Genomic DNA, 14,734 nt, shown 5'->3' on the forward strand with positions numbered 1-14,734 from the left:
CCCCAGGTCGCGACCCGTTCGAGGGCGTGGCGGCTTCAGGGTGGTGCGTGTCCGGCGCGATTTGACCCGTATTGGTGCTTTTTATCTGCCGGAGCCTTCCTGCCAATGGAAAACCTCAACAGTGCCGTGCAAACCCTGATCCACGGCTCCAACACCCTGTTCATCCTGATGGGCGCCGTGATGGTGCTCGCCATGCACGCCGGCTTCGCCTTTCTCGAAGTGGGCACCGTGCGCCAGAAGAACCAGGTCAACGCGCTGTCGAAGATCCTTTCGGACTTCGCCATTTCCACCCTGGCCTATTTCTTCATCGGCTACTGGGTGGCCTACGGCGTGACCTTCCTGCAGCCGGCCAGTGAGCTGGCGGCCGACCATGGCTATGCGCTGGTGAAGTTCTTCTTCCTGCTGACCTTCGCCGCCGCCATCCCGGCGATCATCTCCGGCGGCATCGCCGAGCGCGCCAAGTTCGGCCCGCAGCTGTGCGCCACCGCCCTGATCGTGGCCTTCGTCTATCCCTTCTTCGAGGGGCTGATCTGGAACGGCAACTTCGGCCTGCAGGACTGGCTGAAGGCGAGCTTCGGCGCCAGCTTCCATGACTTCGCCGGCTCCGTGGTGGTGCACGCCGTGGGCGGCTGGCTGGCCTTTGGCGCGGTGCTGCTGCTGGGGCGCCGTGACGGCCGCTACCGCGATGGCCGCCTGGTGGCCTTCGCCCCGTCGAACATCCCCTTCCTGGCGCTCGGCTCGTGGATCCTCATCGTCGGCTGGTTCGGCTTCAACGTAATGAGCGCGCAGACCCTGCAGGGTGTCAGCGGACTGGTGGCGGTCAACTCGCTGATGGCGATGGTCGGCGGCACGGTCGCCGCGCTGCTGGTGGGCCGCAACGACCCCGGCTTCCTGCACAACGGCCCGCTGGCCGGGCTGGTGGCGATCTGCGCCGGCTCCGACCTGATGCACCCAGTGGGTGCGCTGGTGACTGGCGCCATCGCGGGCGGCCTGTTCGTCTGGGCCTTCACCGCGACCCAGGTGAAGTGGAAACTGGACGACGTGCTGGGCGTGTGGCCGCTGCACGGCTTGTGCGGCGTCTGGGGCGGTATCGCCTGCGGCATCTTCGGCCAGGAGGCTCTCGGCGGCCTGGGCGGCGTCAGCCTGGTGAGCCAGCTGATCGGCACCGGCCTCGGTGTGCTGGTGGCGCTGGTGGGGGGCTTCCTGGTTTACGGCCTGCTGAAGAAGACCCTCGGCATCCGCCTGTCCCAGGAGCAGGAGTACTACGGCGCGGACCTGTCGATCCACAAGATCGGCGCCACCAGCCAGGATTGATCGGGCCAAGCCCGGCACACTCCCATTAAACGAAGAAGCCCGCCGATTGGCGGGCTTTCTCGTTGCGCAGTGGCGACTACCAGAGCGGTACCACGTAGCTGACGATCAGGCGGTTCTCGTCGATGTCGCTGCCGAAGTTGGTGGAGCGCACCGTCGCGTTGCGCCATTTCACGCCGAGGTTCTTCAGCGGGCCGTCCTGGAAGACGTAGGCGATGTCGGTGTTGCGTTCCCATTCCTTGCCTTCGGGGCGACCGGCACCCAGGTCGACGTTGTCGCCGGACAGGTAGCGGGTCATGAAGGTCAGGCCGGGAATGCCCATGGAGGCGAAGTTGTAGTCGTAGCGCGCCTGCCAGGATTTTTCGTCCTTGGCGGCGAAGTCGCCGATCTGCACGTAGTTGACCAGGTAAGGGTCGGTGCCGTTGATGTAGGCGTAGCCGGTGTCGCCACTCATGCTCTGGTAGCCGAGGCCGAAGGCGTGGCCGCCCAGGGCATAGGTGAACATGGCGCCGAAGGCCTTGTTGTCGACGTTGCTGTTGCCTTCGTCGGTGGAGCGGGCGTAGCGGATGTCGCTCTTCAGCGATTGCTTGTCACCCAGTGGCAGGGTGTGCAGCACGGTGAAGATGTGCTGTTTGTAGAACTCGTCCAGGTTGCCGTAGTTGTAGCCGGTGGAGAGGCTGTCGTTCCACTTGTAGGTGGCGCCGGCGAAGTTGAATTCGTCGCTGGTCTGGCCGCCGCGGAAGGTGATGCCACGGGCGCCGCCGGCACCGGTGGAAGCCACGCGGCTGTTGGTGATGGTCATGTCCTCGTAGTCCGAGGAGTCGCGCTGGTTGACCTGCTTGAGCTGGCCGGCATCGAGGGTCAGGCCGTCGATTTCCATCGAGTTGATGTGGCCGCCCTGGAAGGTCTGCGGCAGCAGGCGCGAGTCGTTGTACTGCACGGTGGGCAGCTTGGGCAGCAGGGTGCCGACCTTGAGCACGCTCTTGGAGGCGCGCAACTTGGCGGTCAGGCCCACTTCGCCGTATTCGTCCTGGGCGCGGTTAGGCGCTTCGCGGTCGCGCTTGAGCAGGCCGGTGCCGGTGCGGTCGGGGCTGGAGTCGAGCTTGATGCCCAGCGCGCCGATGGCGTCGACGCCAACGCCGATGGTGCCTTCGGTGAAGCCGGATTCGTAGCGCAGCAGGAAGCCCTGGGCCCACTCCTCGGCCTTGGACTGGGCGGCGCCGTCCTGGCGGAAGTCACGGTTGAAGTAGAAGTTGCGCAGCTCGACGCTGGCCTTGCTGTCTTTCAGGAATTCGGCCTGGGCGAGGCCGGGCAGGGTGAGGCCGGTGCTGAGCGCTGCCAGGGCGATGGCGTGCGCGAGCGAGGTCTTGCTCATTGTTATTGTCTCCTCGTTGGGGTTTCGGGGCGGTTGGGCCGCCCCGTTGCAACGAGTGGAATTAAGCATCTGGTAACAGAATCGTCATTTAGACATTGGTCGGCCTCACTGCACCCACTGCGGGTAGTAGCCGAGGCGGTCCTGCACGGCGGCGTCGTGGGCCGGCACCACGGTGAGGTTCGGTTGGGCCAGCAGCAGGTCGTGCACCCGTTGCAGCTGGGCACGGGTGCCGTCGCGGTCGTTGTCCACCATCCGCCGGCTGACCCAGAACTTCTCGTGGGGCCCGGTGAAGCCTTCCAGGCGCCAGCTGGTATCGCCGGTGAAGAAGAAGCGCCGGCCGTCGTCGAGGGTGAGGAACAGGCCCACCGAGCCTGGTGTGTGCCCGGTGAGCGGTACCAGCACCAGGCTGCCGTCGCCGAACAGGTCGAGGCTCTCGTCGAAGCCCATGTAGGGCTCGGGCAGGAACTCGAAGGGCTGCCAGAGGACCTTGTGGGCGAACTGGCTGGGCAGCACCGCCGGCGGCGTGGCGATGTGGCTGAACTCGATTTCCGCCCAGGGCGCCCAGACCGGCACCTCGGGGAAGTCGGCCAGGCCCGAGGCGTGGTCCCAGTGGGCGTGGGTGAGGAGGATGCGGTCGACGCGGATGCCGTCACGGTCCAGTTGGTCCCGTGCGGGGGTGACGGTTTCGTACTTGAACAGCGGCTTGTCCCACCAGGGCATGTCGCCCTGGAACTGGGCGTCCACCTGGCGGCCGAGCCCGGTATCCAGCAGCAGGGTCGCGGCGTGGTGCTGGATGAGCACGGCGACGTGGTTGACCGCGACGGTCTGCGTCCACTGGCCGCCCTCCATGGTGAAGGCGTCGAGGGTTTCGGCGTGGGAGGTCTTCACCAGGGCGAAGCGCAGGCCCTGGGCGCTGGCGAAGGGGCTGGCGATCAGCAGCAGGCTGGCGAGGAGGAGGGGGAGCAGGCGCATGTACGGCTTCCTTGCGATGGCGGAGAGGGTCAGAGCTGCGGCAGGTCGACATAGCCGGGCAGGGCGCGGATGCGATCGCACCATTGGCGGATGTGCGGGTAGGGGGTGAGGTCGAGCCCGCCTTCCCCGGCCATCGCCAGGTAGGGGTAGTTGGCGACATCGGCGACGCTGGGGGCCTCGCCTTCGGCCAGCCAGGCGTGCCGGCCCAGTTGCAGTTCCACCATCGCCAGCACCTGGCGCGCCTTGGCTTGAGTGGCTTCGAGGTCGCCGGGGCGGCCGAACAGTTTCATCACCCGCGCGGCGGCCGGGCCGTGGTGCAACTCGTTGGCGGCGTAGCTCAGCCAGCTGGCGATGCGGCCCTGCTGCAGGGCATCGTCGGGCAGCCATTGCGGCGCATAACGGCGTGCCAGGTAGACGAGGATGGCCTGGGAGTCGGCCAGGCTGTTGCCTTCGTCCACCAGCAGCGGAACCTGGCCCCGTGGGTTGATGGCGAGGAATGCCGGTTGCTTCTGTTCGCCGGTGGCCAGGTTGACCGTGATGATTTCGGCGCGCTGGCCGGTCAGGCCGAGGAATAGGCGCACCTTGTAGCAGTTGCCGGAGAGGGGGAAGTCGTGGAGCTGCATGGTGGTGATCCCTGTGGTCGTTGTGCGGCTGGATATTAGACAGACAGGTCTGTATATTTCAAGCGCCAACTCCACCCCGTTGCCAGAAGGCAGCAGTGGTGCGGGTTTGAGCCGGTGCGGGCGGATGCGCATAATGCGCCGGTCAGGAGGTTCCACATGGCTTCGAGCAAACGCGATCAGTTGATCGACACCGCCATCGCGCTGTTCTATCGCGATGGCTTCCACGCCACCGGCATCGACCGCATCCTCGCCGAGTCCGGCGTGGCGAAGATGACGCTGTACAAGCACTTCAAGTCCAAGGACGAGCTGATCGAGGCGGCATTGCGCCAGCGCCTGGAGCCCAGCCGCCAGATGATGGCCTGGGCGCTGGAGAACCTGGCGCCGAGGGAAGCGATCCTTGCCGTCTTCGATGGCCTGCACCAGTTGCTGCATGGCAAGGAGTTCTTCGGCTGCGCCTTCGTCAACGCCGCTGCCGAGTTCCATGATCGCGAGCACCCGATCCACCGCGTCGCCGCCCTCCACAAGGCCAACGCCCAGCTGCATTTCCGCACCGCCCTCGAACGCCTGGGGGTCGCCGAACCCGAGCGCCTGGCGCGGCAGTTGCAGTACCTGATGGAAGGGGCGATCACCATGGCCCATGTGCAGGGGCCGGCCGAGCAGGCGCGGGAAGCCAAGGACGCCGCAGCGGTGCTGTTGGGCGTGGCGGGTGTCGCCACGTCGGACGCGACGAACGTCTGACGTCAATATCGGTCACTGCCGTCCATCGGCTGCGAACGGATTCGTTCTCAAGGTTTTCCCGGGGCTGCCGTCAAATCGGTGTACATCCGATTCTCCGGGACCGCCACTATGAAGACCCTCGATTCCCTGGCTTCCGCAACCACGCGCCCGAGTTATCTGAACAAGATCGACAGCGCGACCCGTAACGCCACCAATGCGCAGAACGTGTTGGCCAACCGTGTTGCCCAGCGCCTGGGCATCGAGCCCGGCAGCCTGGCCGGCAAGACCCAGGATGACTACACGCCCGACAAGGTGGCCGGGCGCATCCTCGACTTCGTCGGCGGGCGCATCAAGGCCGAAGCGGCCAATGGTGCCGACACCGAGAAGCTGCAGAAGATGCTCGACCAGGCCCGCGAAGGCGTGGAGAAGGGCTTCGCCGAGGCGAAGAAGATCCTCCAGGGCCTGGGTGTGCTCGGCGGCAAGATCGCCAGTGACATCGAAGACACCTTCGGCAAGATCCAGGATGGCTTGAACAACCTGGCCAGCTCCCTGGGCCTGGATGGCAACACGCCGAGCACCGGCACTTCCGGCAGCACCAGTGTCAGCAGCTCCACCCAGAGCTTCTTCGCGCGTTCCTCGACCTTCGACATGGAGGTGACCACCAAGGAAGGCGACAAGGTGAAGATCTCCATCGCCCAGGCCTCGGCCGACTGGTCGAAGACCTCCTCGACGGGCTCCGACAAGGACGGCAAGAGCACCTCGGGTACCCGTTCCGAGTCTGGCAGCATGCAGATCGGCGGCTGGAAGGTGCAGGTGGATGGCGACCTCAACGACGAGGAGAGGGCCGCGCTCAGCGACCTGCTCGACCAGGTGCAGGATGTCTCCAGCAAGTTCTACTCCGGTGACCTCAACGGCGCCTTCGACCGCGCGCTGGCCCTGAACATGAACGGCGATCAGCTGGCTTCCATGTCGCTCAACCTCACCCAGACCAGGGTCAAGGCCACCAGCACCTACGGCTCCGTGGCCCAGGAAGGCGGCCAACCGGCCAGCGCGGTGAACACCTCGCTGCAGGACTACGCGAAGGGCATGCTGGAAGCGCTGAAGAACGCCGCCAAGCTCTCCGACGACCCGAAAGGCACGCTGCAGGACCTGCTCAACGGCGGTTTCTCGCTCAACGAGCGCCTCAGCGACAACCAGCTGGACAAGGCCCAGGCGTTCAACAGCAAGCTGCTGGACGGGCTGCAGAACCTGCTGCCGGCCGCCGCCAAGGACGACTCGGCCAAGGCCTGAGGCATGCTAGAATTCGCGCCTTTCCTGATTGGCGAGGCGCGTGGCGATGCTCCCCGAATGCAGCCTGTTCGGCACCCTGGGTTGCCATCTCTGTGAAGTGGCGGAGGGCGTGCTGATGCCCTTCGTCGAGCATGGCCTGATGGTCGAGTTGATGGACATCGCCGACCGCGAGGAATGGATGGACGACTACGCCCTGCGCATTCCCGTGTTGCGTCGCTGCGACACCGGTGCGGAACTGGACTGGCCTTTCGACGCGGCCAAGGTCGCCGCCTTCCTCGAACGCTGACCGCCGGTCGGCCGCTTCCCCTCTCCGTATCTTCTCTCTGCACGTCACGGCAGCCTGTGGCGACTGCCTTTGCGCCGATCAATCCCCCTTTTGCGGAACGGATTGTCGATTTAAAGCAACAGTGAATACCTTGCCAAATGTTTCGTCGCTCGTATGATTGCCCAGTCAGTTACTGCCTAGGCAGATATTAGCCAATGAAGCACTACAGCCCCGCCGACTACCCCTTCACCGGCTCGGTCGGCCAGTACATCGGGCGCTCCGCCATGCTCAAGGACCGCCTGCTCGATCGCTACCTGGCGCCCCTGGACATCACCTCCGCGCAGTTCAAGGTGCTGATGTTCATCTACATGGACCGCGCCAACACTCCGGCCGACCTGTGCCGCGAGCTCTCGGTGGACAGCGGCTCCATGACCCGCATGCTCGACCGCCTGGAGAAGAAGGGCCTGCTGCTGCGCAAGCCCTGCCCGGAGGACCGTCGCAGCGTGCGCCTGGCCCTCAGCGAAGACGGCCTGCGCATCAGCCAGCAGATGCCGGAGATCGTCGCCGACGCCATGAACGAACTCACCAGCCCGCTGACCACTGAGGAACTCCGGACCCTGGTGGGCCTGCTGGGCAAGATCCTGCAAGGGCGCGACCCGTGCGCGCCGATCGGAGCCACTAACAATGAGTGAATTCAGCCGCACAGCACGCCTGGGGCGTAGCGCCCTGGTGCTCGGTGCCGCCCTGGCCCTGGCCGCCTGCGCCAGCTCCAGCGGCCTGGAGCCCGAGGGCAAGGCCCTGGATGCCGCAGCCCTGCAGGCCGGGCGCAGCCTCGCGGGTACCCCGTTGAGCGCCGCCGCCTGGCCGCGCCAGGACTGGTGGAAGCAGCTGGGCGATGCCCAGCTCGATGCCATGGTGGAGGAAGCCCTGGCTGGCTCGCCGGACCTGCAGGTGGCCAGCGCCCGCACCCGCAAGGCCCTGGCCGAAGCCCAGGCGCAGGACGCCGCGCGCATGCCCAGCGTCAATGCCAGCGCCAGCTATTCCGGTGCCCGAGCGCCGGAGAGCGTGGTGCCCGCGCCCATTGGCGGCAGCTATGCCGCGGTGAAGTACCTGTCCCTCGGTTTCAGTTACGACCTCGATCTCTGGGGCGGCAAGCGTGCCGCCTGGGAAGCCGCCCTCGGCCAGGCCCGCGCTGCCGAGGTGGACCAGCAGGCCGCGCGCCTGAACCTGTCCACCAGTGTCGCCCGCGCCTACAGCCAGCTCGCCTATGCCTTCGTCGCCCGTGACCTGGCGGAAGAAGAGTTGAAGCGCTCCGAACACCTCTACAGCCTCAGCAAGCAGCGCCTGGCCGCCGGCCTGGACAGCAAGGTGCAGCTGCAACAGAGCGAGGCCCAGCAGGCCGCCGCGCGCCAGCAACTGCTGGCCGCCGAGCAGCAGATCGACAGCGATCGCATCACCCTCGCCGTGTTGCTGGGGCAGGGTCCCGACCGTGGCCAGCGCATCCAGCGCCCCGTGGTGCTGCAGCCCACCGCCCTGGCGCTGCCGTCGAACCTGCCGGCCGAACTGCTCGGCCGCCGCCCGGACGTGATCGCCGCGCGCTGGCGCGTCGAAGCGGCGAGCAAGGGCATCGACTCGGCCAAGACCGGCTTCTATCCCAACCTCAACCTCAGTGCCATGGTCGGCCTCGCCGCCCTCAGCAGCGGCGACCTGTTCCAGGGCGACAGCCGCTTCTACCAGGTGGCGCCGGCCATCTCCCTGCCGGTGTTCGATGGCGGCCGTCTGCGCGCCAACCTGGCCGGCGTGGACGCCGACTACGACCTGGCCGTGGCCCAGTACAACAAGACCCTGGTGGGCGCCCTCGGCGAGGTCAGCGACGACCTCAGCCAGCTGCGCTCCCTGGCGCAGCAGATCGAGGTGCAGCGCCAGGCCCGTGACATCGCCAAATCCAACTACGACCTCGCCATGCGTCGCTACGGCGAAGGCATCGGCAACTACCTGGACGCCCTCAGCGTCGAGCAGCAACTGCTGGTCACCGAACGCCAGCTGGCCAGCCTGGACGTCCAGCAGATCGACACCTCCGTGCGCCTGGTGCAGGCCCTCGGTGGTGGCTTCCAACCCGAACCGACTCCGCTCGCCCAGGGCGCCCGCCCGGCCGCCGCTGAATGAACGAGGCACAGACCATGACCACCCAGACTTCGGAAACCGCCGTCCAAGGCAACCCCAAGCGCAAGCGGATGCTGCTGATCCTGCTTGCCGTGATCCTCATCCTCGCGGCCCTCAGCTTCGCCTGGGAGCAGCTCTTCGGCCGCTGGAGCGAGCACACCGACGACGCCTACATCGGTGGCAACGTGGTGCAGATCACCCCGCAGACCGTGGGCACCGTGACCAGCATCGGCGCCGATGACGGCGACCTGGTGCACGAAGGCCAGGTGCTGGTGCGCTTCGACCCCAGCGATGCCGAGATCGGCCTGCAGCAGGCCGAAGCCAACCTGGCGCGCACCGTGCGCCAGGTGCGCGGTCTGTACAACAGCGTGGACGGCTACAAGGCCGAGGTGGCGGCGAAGAAGGTCGCCCTGGAGAAGGCCCGTGCCGACTTCGCCCGCCGTCGCAACCTGGCCAAGGACGGTGCGATCTCCCAGGAGGAGCTGGCCCACGCCCGTGACGCCCTGGACTCCGCGCAGAGCTCCCTGACCAGCTCCGAGCAGCAGCTCAACAGCAGCCGTGCTCTGGTGGACGACACCGTGATCGCCTCCCACCCGGATGTGAAGGCTGCCGCCGCGACCCTGCGCCAGGCCTACCTGGAAGACGCCCGCGCCACCCTGGTGGCCCCGGTCACCGGTTATGTCGCCAAGCGCACCGTGCAGCTCGGCCAGCGCGTGCAGCCCGGTACCGCACTGATGGCGGTCATCCCCCTGGACCAGGTGTGGATCGACGCCAACTTCAAGGAAACCCAGCTGAAGAACATGCGCATCGGCCAGCCGGTGGAGATCGAGTCCGATCTCTATGGCGGCGACGTGAAGTACAGCGGCACCGTGGACAGCCTCGGCGTCGGTACCGGCAGCGCCTTCTCCCTGCTGCCCGCGCAGAACGCCACCGGCAACTGGATCAAGATCGTCCAGCGCGTGCCGGTGCGCGTCCGCATCAACCCGGAGCAGCTCAAGGAGCACCCGCTGCGCATCGGCCTGTCGATGAGCGTCAAGGTCGACCTGCACGACCAGAGTGGCCCGTCCCTGGCGCAGCAGGCACCGAAGAAGCCGCTGTTCGCCACCGACGTCTACCAGCGCCAGCTGGCGGAAGCCGACCAGTTGATCGAGCAACTGATCCACGCCAACGGCCCGGACGCCACCCACAAGACCGCGCAGCGCTGAGACGGCGACCATGAGCGAGAACGCAGCAGCCAGCTTCACCCCGCCGAACCTGGTGCTGGCCACCATCGGCCTGTCGCTGGCGACCTTCATGCAGGTGCTCGACACCACCATCGCCAACGTCGCCCTGCCGACCATCGCCGGCAACCTGGGGGTGAGTTCGGAGCAGGGCACCTGGGTGATCACCTCCTTCGCGGTGAGCAACGCCATCGCCCTGCCGCTGACCGGCTGGATGAGCCGGCGGGTGGGCGAGGTGCGCCTGTTCATCGGCGCCACGCTGCTGTTCATGCTGGCGTCCTTCCTCTGCGGCGTGGCCCAGTCGATGAACAGCCTGGTGGGCTTCCGCGCCCTCCAGGGCTTCGTCGCCGGGCCGCTGTACCCCATCACCCAGACCCTGCTGCTGTCGATCTACCCACCGGCGAAGCGGGGCATGGCCCTGGCGTTGCTGGCGATGGTCACGGTGGTGGCGCCCATTGCCGGGCCCATTCTCGGTGGCTGGATCACCGACGACTTCAGCTGGCCGTGGATCTTCTTCATCAACCTGCCCATCGGCCTGTTCGCCGCCTTCGTGGTCTACCAGCAGCTGCGCAAGCGGCCGGTGACGCTCAAGCGCGAGCCCATGGACTGGATGGGCCTGGCGACCTTGGTGATCGGCGTCGGCGCGTTGCAGATCGTGCTCGACAAGGGCAACGACCTGGACTGGTTCGAATCGAACTTCATCATCGGTGGCACGGTGATCGCGGTCATCGCCCTGGCGGTGTTCATCATCTGGGAGTTCACCGACCGCCACCCCATCGTCAACCTGCGGCTGTTCCGCCACCGCAACTTCACCGCCGGTACCGTGGCGCTGGTGGGCGGCTACGCGGCCTTCTTCGGCATCAACCTACTGTTGCCGCAGTGGCTGCAGACCCAGCTCGGCTACACCGCGACCTGGGCCGGCCTGGCGGCGGCGCCCATCGGCCTGCTGCCTGTGATCATGTCGCCCTTCGTGGGGCGTTACGCGCAGAACTTCGACCTGCGCGTGCTGGCCAGCCTGGCGTTCTTCGCCATCGGTGCCAGTTGCTTCATGCGGGCGTCCTTCACCACCGAGGTGGACTACCTGCACATCGCCCTGGTGCAGCTGTTCATGGGCTTCGGTGTGGCGCTGTTCTTCATGCCGATCCTCAGCATCCTGCTCTCGGACCTGCCGCAGAACGAAATCGCCGACGGCTCCGGCCTGGCCACCTTCCTGCGGACCCTGGGCGGCAGCTTCGCGGCCTCGCTCACCACCTGGATCTGGATACGCCGCGCCGACCAGCACCATGCCTACCTCACCGAGCACATCAGCGCCTACGAGCCCGGTACCCGCGAGGCGCTGGAGCAGATGGGCGGCATGAGCCAGCAGAACGCAGCGTCCCTGGACCACATCGTCACCGGGCAGGCGTACATGATGTCGACCATCGACTACTTCACGATGATCGGCTGGGTCTGCATGGGGTTGATCCTGCTCATCTGGCTGGCCAAGCCACCCTTCGGCGCCAAGCCCGGTGCGGCGGCCAACGCCCACTGAGGCAATGCGCACCCGTAGGTTGGCGCCGAGCGTAGCGAGGCCCAACACAACGAAGCCCGATGCGCCCGCATCGGGCTTCTTTTTGGGCGGAAGGGAGAGGGCGGTGGAAGGAAGGGAAGGGCGCTGACTTTTTCGCAGGCAATAAAAAACCCGCCTATAAGGCGGGTTTTTTCGGGATATGGTCGGAGCGACTGGATTCGAACCAGCGACCTTCTCGTCCCGAACGAGACGCGCTACCAAGCTGCGCTACGCTCCGTGGAATGAGCGCGCATTCTACAGAAAACTTTTTGGTCGACAAGGGGTTAGCTGAAATTTTTTTACCGGGGCAGGGCTGTCGCGGCGTCCGGGGGTATTGCCCTGTTGCAGGGGCCGGACAAAACGAAGCCCGCCTCGGGTGACCCCGCGACGGGCTTGTTCAGGCGACCGGGGAGGTCGCCGGATAAGGCTCAGAGTTCCTTGATGGTGCGGACCTGGTCCTTGTTGACCTTGGCGCGCTTGCCATCGAGTTGCTCGAACTCGTAGAAGCCGGAGTCATCGTCGTAATCGGGCTTGTCCACGGCCTGGATCTCGCGGCCGTCGTTCAGGGTGATCACGGTGGGGGACGAGCAGCCGGCCAGGGTGACCAGGCCGAGCGCGAGCACGAATGCGGGAATGATCCGCTGGTTCATCTTCCATCTCCTTGATGAATGAACGGGAGGTTCTCGGGCTCTGACGGAAAACCAGCCGGCAAAGTTCCGGAGCCGTTCTAGATTCCGGCTGATCCCTGGGTGCTACCCAGCAAATCCGGCGTATTCAGGTTGGCCAGGCGTGGGTCGCCCACCGGGCATTCCACGGCGATCGGGTCGAGGGTGCGGAGGATGCGTTGCGGGCTGCGCTCACCGGCCTGCCAGGCCTGTTCGATCTGCAGCAAAAGGGCGCGCGGCAGCACGCTGAACAGCGGTTCCCAGTAGCCGCCCTGGTGCAGCATCACCGGCCGTTCGCCGGCTTCGCGCAGCAGCGAGTCGAGCAGGGGGGCGTCCACCAGCGGCGCGTCGCAGGGCAACACCAGCAGGTGGTCGTGGCGCGCGGCGGCCAGGCCCGCGCGGATGCCGGCCAGTGGGCCCGGGTAGTCGGGGCTGTCGTCCGTCACCAGTTGGTCCGCCCATTGCGCGTAGCGCTCGGCGTTGCGGTTGCAGGAAATGATCAGGTCATCGGTGCGTGCGCGGGTGGCGGCATGCAGCCAGGCGATCAGCGGCTGGCCGCGCCATTCCACCAGCCCCTTGTCGCGTCCGCCCAGGCGCTGGCCGCGGCCGCCGGCGAGCAGCAGCACGGAGCAGGGAAGGGGGGCGTTGCCGGGCATGGTCGGGCTCTCGGGAGGGGGCGGCGCTGTGATATAACACCGGCCATTCTGTCCTACAACTGGAAGCCTGCCATGAACCACAAGGCCGAGGCGGTATTCGTGCCCCTGAACATCGCCGTTCTCACCGTCAGTGACACCCGTAGCCTGGAGACCGACACCTCCGGCCAGCTCTTCGTCGACCGCCTCACTGCTGCCGGGCACAGGCTCGCGGCCCGCGTGCTGCTGAAGGACGACCTCTACAAGATCCGCGCCCAGGTGGCGAGCTGGATCGCCGAGGACGCGGTGCAGGTGGTGCTGATCACCGGCGGCACCGGCTTCACCGGCCGCGACAGCACCCCCGAGGCCATTGCCTGCCTGCTGGACAAGCAGGTGGACGGCTTCGGCGAGTACTTCCGGCAGATTTCGGTGGCCGATATCGGCACCTCCACCATGCAGTCCCGCGCCCTGGCCGGCCTTTCCAACGGCACCCTGGTGTGCAGCCTGCCGGGCTCCACCAACGCCTGCCGCACCGCCTGGGACGGCATCCTCGCCGAGCAGCTGGACAACCGCCACCGCCCCTGCAACTTCGTGCCGCACCTGACCCGCACCGACGCCTGCGAGAGCCGCGGGTGAGCTGCTGCGACAACCCCGGCCTGATGCCGGTGGAAGACGCCCTGGCCCGGCTGCTGAAGCTGGCCGGGGAGGCTGCCATCCGCGAGCAGGAAGAGGTCGCCCTGGCCGATGCCGATGGCCGTGTGCTGGCCGAACCCCTGGTGGCCGGCCTCGACCTGCCGCCTTGGGACAACAGTGCGATGGATGGCTACGCCCTGCGCCTGGCCGATTGGAATGGCGAGCCGCTGGTGGTCAGCCAGCGCATTCAGGCGGGCAGCGCCCCCGGCCCGCTGCAGCCGGGCACCTGTGCACGCATCTTCACCGGCGCGCCGCTGCCCGAAGGCGCGGACACGGTGGAAATGCAGGAAAACGCCGAGGTGCTGGACGACGGCCGCGTGCGCTTCATCGAGCCCATGAGTGCCAGGCAGAACGTGCGCCCCAAAGGCCAGGAAACCCGCAGCGGCGAAACCGTGCTGGATGCCGGCACCCTGCTGGGCCCCATCGAAATGGGCCTGGCCGCCACCCTCGGCGCCGCGCGCCTGCAGGTGCGCCGCCGGCCCCGCGTGGCGGTGCTCTCCACCGGTGATGAACTGGTCGCGCCGGGCCAGCCGCTTGGCCCGGGGCAGATCTACAACAGCAACCGCACCCTGCTGATCGCCTGGCTGCGCCGCCTGGGTTGCGAGGTGGTGGATGGCGGCATCCTCGCCGACGACCTGGAACTGACCCGCAAGGCCCTCGGCGAACTGACCGGCGTCGACCTGATCCTCTCCACCGGTGGCGTCTCTGTCGGCGAGGCGGACTTCCTCGGCCTGGCCCTGCGCGAGGCCGGCGAACTGGCGTTGTGGAAACTGGCGATCAAACCGGGCAAGCCGCTCACCTTCGGCCACTTCCAGGGCGTGCCGGTGATCGGACTGCCGGGCAACCCGGCCTCCACCCTGGTGACCTTCGGCCTGCTCACCCGGCCCTACCTGCTGCGCCGCCTCGGCGTGGACAAGGTCGCGCCCCTGGGCTTCCCGGTGCCGGCCGGCTTCACCTGGAGCAAACCGGGCAACCGCCGCGAATACCTGCGCGCCCGCCTCGAAAACGGCCGCGCGGTGATCTACCGCAACCAGAGCTCCGGCGTGCTGCGCAGCGCCGCCTGGGCCGAGGGCCTGGTGGAAGTGCTGGAAGGCACCACCCTCGCCGAAGGCGACAGCCTGCGTTTCATCCCGCTGAGCGAACTGCACGCCTGAACCCGGCAGCCCGGACTTCGGCCCGGGTTGCAGGCGAGTACCCGGGCTGAAGCCCGGGCTACATCAGCAGGTGTGTTGTCGTGTGTTGCGCCAGGCATCGAACGT

The 14,734-nt window shown here is 67.0% G+C and carries 15 protein-coding genes and 1 tRNA gene; 10 read left to right on the forward strand and 6 right to left on the reverse strand.

Features of this window, described 5'->3' with window-relative positions; translation table 11 throughout:
- Positions 1-105: 105 nt before the first annotated feature.
- Entirely contained in the window at positions 106-1,314 is a 1,209-nt protein-coding gene (locus tag ACXI0U_RS05980; protein ID WP_021219571.1) for an ammonium transporter, read from the forward strand.
- A 76-nt stretch (positions 1,315-1,390) separates the two neighbouring features.
- Here the strand turns inward: ACXI0U_RS05980 and ACXI0U_RS05985 are convergent, their stop codons facing one another.
- From ACXI0U_RS05985 to ACXI0U_RS05995, 3 genes are all read right to left on the reverse strand, one after another.
- On the reverse strand, positions 1,391-2,686 hold the full coding sequence (locus ACXI0U_RS05985; protein WP_043243888.1) for an OprD family porin: 1,296 nt from the start codon (positions 2,684-2,686) through the stop codon (positions 1,391-1,393).
- A 105-nt stretch (positions 2,687-2,791) separates the two neighbouring features.
- On the reverse strand, positions 2,792-3,658 hold the full coding sequence (locus tag ACXI0U_RS05990) for an MBL fold metallo-hydrolase (protein WP_271660479.1): 867 nt from the start codon (positions 3,656-3,658) through the stop codon (positions 2,792-2,794).
- 29 nt (positions 3,659-3,687) lie between these two features.
- Positions 3,688-4,281: a glutathione S-transferase family protein gene (locus tag ACXI0U_RS05995; protein WP_479549884.1), complete on the reverse strand. Its 594-nt coding sequence runs from the start codon at positions 4,279-4,281 to the stop codon at positions 3,688-3,690.
- A 156-nt stretch (positions 4,282-4,437) separates the two neighbouring features.
- On the opposite strand from ACXI0U_RS05995, the gene ACXI0U_RS06000 reads away from it, so the two are divergent.
- The 7 genes from ACXI0U_RS06000 to ACXI0U_RS06030 all read left to right on the forward strand — a co-directional run bounded on the left by ACXI0U_RS06000 (position 4,438) and on the right by ACXI0U_RS06030 (position 11,467).
- Positions 4,438-5,019, forward strand: a complete 582-nt coding sequence (locus ACXI0U_RS06000; protein WP_479549885.1) for a TetR/AcrR family transcriptional regulator — start codon at positions 4,438-4,440, stop codon at positions 5,017-5,019.
- Between the two features lie 108 nt (positions 5,020-5,127).
- On the forward strand, positions 5,128-6,288 hold the full coding sequence (locus ACXI0U_RS06005) for a DUF5610 domain-containing protein (protein ID WP_479549886.1): 1,161 nt from the start codon (positions 5,128-5,130) through the stop codon (positions 6,286-6,288).
- A 46-nt stretch (positions 6,289-6,334) separates the two neighbouring features.
- Complete coding sequence (locus ACXI0U_RS06010) at positions 6,335-6,574, forward strand: glutaredoxin family protein (protein ID WP_021219565.1); 240 nt, start codon at positions 6,335-6,337, stop codon at positions 6,572-6,574.
- A gap of 194 nt (positions 6,575-6,768) precedes the next feature.
- Complete coding sequence (locus ACXI0U_RS06015; RefSeq protein ID WP_265167983.1) at positions 6,769-7,245, forward strand: MarR family winged helix-turn-helix transcriptional regulator; 477 nt, start codon at positions 6,769-6,771, stop codon at positions 7,243-7,245.
- Positions 7,238-8,719, forward strand: coding sequence for an efflux transporter outer membrane subunit (locus ACXI0U_RS06020; protein WP_479549887.1), 1,482 nt, complete (start codon positions 7,238-7,240; stop codon positions 8,717-8,719). The genes ACXI0U_RS06015 and ACXI0U_RS06020 overlap by 8 nt, the downstream gene beginning before the upstream one ends.
- 14 nt (positions 8,720-8,733) lie before the next feature.
- Entirely contained in the window at positions 8,734-9,921 is a 1,188-nt protein-coding gene (locus ACXI0U_RS06025; protein WP_043243899.1) for an HlyD/EmrA/EmrK family protein, read from the forward strand.
- Positions 9,922-9,931: 10 nt separating this feature from the next.
- Positions 9,932-11,467 (forward strand): DHA2 family efflux MFS transporter permease subunit, encoded by a 1,536-nt coding sequence (locus tag ACXI0U_RS06030; RefSeq protein ID WP_043243900.1) that lies wholly within the window; start codon positions 9,932-9,934, stop codon positions 11,465-11,467.
- A gap of 179 nt (positions 11,468-11,646) precedes the next feature.
- Here the strand turns inward: ACXI0U_RS06030 and ACXI0U_RS06035 are convergent.
- The 3 genes from ACXI0U_RS06035 to mobA form a co-directional block, all read right to left on the reverse strand.
- Positions 11,647-11,723: transfer RNA gene (locus tag ACXI0U_RS06035), tRNA-Pro, on the reverse strand.
- A gap of 190 nt (positions 11,724-11,913) precedes the next feature.
- Entirely contained in the window at positions 11,914-12,135 is a 222-nt protein-coding gene (locus tag ACXI0U_RS06040; RefSeq protein ID WP_021219560.1) for a YgdI/YgdR family lipoprotein, read from the reverse strand.
- A 77-nt stretch (positions 12,136-12,212) separates the two neighbouring features.
- A complete protein-coding gene (gene mobA / locus ACXI0U_RS06045) occupies positions 12,213-12,806 on the reverse strand; it encodes a molybdenum cofactor guanylyltransferase MobA (RefSeq protein ID WP_431483894.1) in 594 nt (197 codons plus the stop codon).
- A gap of 72 nt (positions 12,807-12,878) precedes the next feature.
- Between mobA and moaB the strand changes: the two genes are divergently transcribed.
- Together moaB and ACXI0U_RS06055 are read left to right on the forward strand one after the other, a co-directional pair.
- Positions 12,879-13,418, forward strand: coding sequence for a molybdenum cofactor biosynthesis protein B (gene moaB, locus ACXI0U_RS06050; protein ID WP_431483895.1), 540 nt, complete (start codon positions 12,879-12,881; stop codon positions 13,416-13,418).
- A 23-nt stretch (positions 13,419-13,441) separates the two neighbouring features.
- Positions 13,442-14,629, forward strand: a complete 1,188-nt coding sequence (locus tag ACXI0U_RS06055; protein ID WP_423727884.1) for a molybdopterin molybdotransferase MoeA — start codon at positions 13,442-13,444, stop codon at positions 14,627-14,629.
- Positions 14,630-14,734 lie beyond the last annotated feature (105 nt).

This window comes from Pseudomonas sp. C9D1 (assembly GCF_056491235.1).

Coding starts and splice junctions, on each gene's coding strand:
- ACXI0U_RS05980 (WP_021219571.1), top strand. CDS start 106: ATGGAAAACCTCAACAGTGCCGTGCAAACCCTGATCCACGGCTCCAAC.
- ACXI0U_RS05985 (WP_043243888.1), bottom strand. CDS start 2,686: ATGAGCAAGACCTCGCTCGCGCACGCCATCGCCCTGGCAGCGCTCAGC.
- ACXI0U_RS05990 (WP_271660479.1), bottom strand. CDS start 3,658: ATGCGCCTGCTCCCCCTCCTCCTCGCCAGCCTGCTGCTGATCGCCAGC.
- ACXI0U_RS05995 (WP_479549884.1), bottom strand. CDS start 4,281: ATGCAGCTCCACGACTTCCCCCTCTCCGGCAACTGCTACAAGGTGCGC.
- ACXI0U_RS06000 (WP_479549885.1), top strand. CDS start 4,438: ATGGCTTCGAGCAAACGCGATCAGTTGATCGACACCGCCATCGCGCTG.
- ACXI0U_RS06005 (WP_479549886.1), top strand. CDS start 5,128: ATGAAGACCCTCGATTCCCTGGCTTCCGCAACCACGCGCCCGAGTTAT.
- ACXI0U_RS06010 (WP_021219565.1), top strand. CDS start 6,335: ATGCTCCCCGAATGCAGCCTGTTCGGCACCCTGGGTTGCCATCTCTGT.
- ACXI0U_RS06015 (WP_265167983.1), top strand. CDS start 6,769: ATGAAGCACTACAGCCCCGCCGACTACCCCTTCACCGGCTCGGTCGGC.
- ACXI0U_RS06020 (WP_479549887.1), top strand. CDS start 7,238: ATGAGTGAATTCAGCCGCACAGCACGCCTGGGGCGTAGCGCCCTGGTG.
- ACXI0U_RS06025 (WP_043243899.1), top strand. CDS start 8,734: ATGACCACCCAGACTTCGGAAACCGCCGTCCAAGGCAACCCCAAGCGC.
- ACXI0U_RS06030 (WP_043243900.1), top strand. CDS start 9,932: ATGAGCGAGAACGCAGCAGCCAGCTTCACCCCGCCGAACCTGGTGCTG.
- ACXI0U_RS06040 (WP_021219560.1), bottom strand. CDS start 12,135: ATGAACCAGCGGATCATTCCCGCATTCGTGCTCGCGCTCGGCCTGGTC.
- mobA (WP_431483894.1), bottom strand. CDS start 12,806: ATGCCCGGCAACGCCCCCCTTCCCTGCTCCGTGCTGCTGCTCGCCGGC.
- moaB (WP_431483895.1), top strand. CDS start 12,879: ATGAACCACAAGGCCGAGGCGGTATTCGTGCCCCTGAACATCGCCGTT.
- ACXI0U_RS06055 (WP_423727884.1), top strand. CDS start 13,442: ATGCCGGTGGAAGACGCCCTGGCCCGGCTGCTGAAGCTGGCCGGGGAG.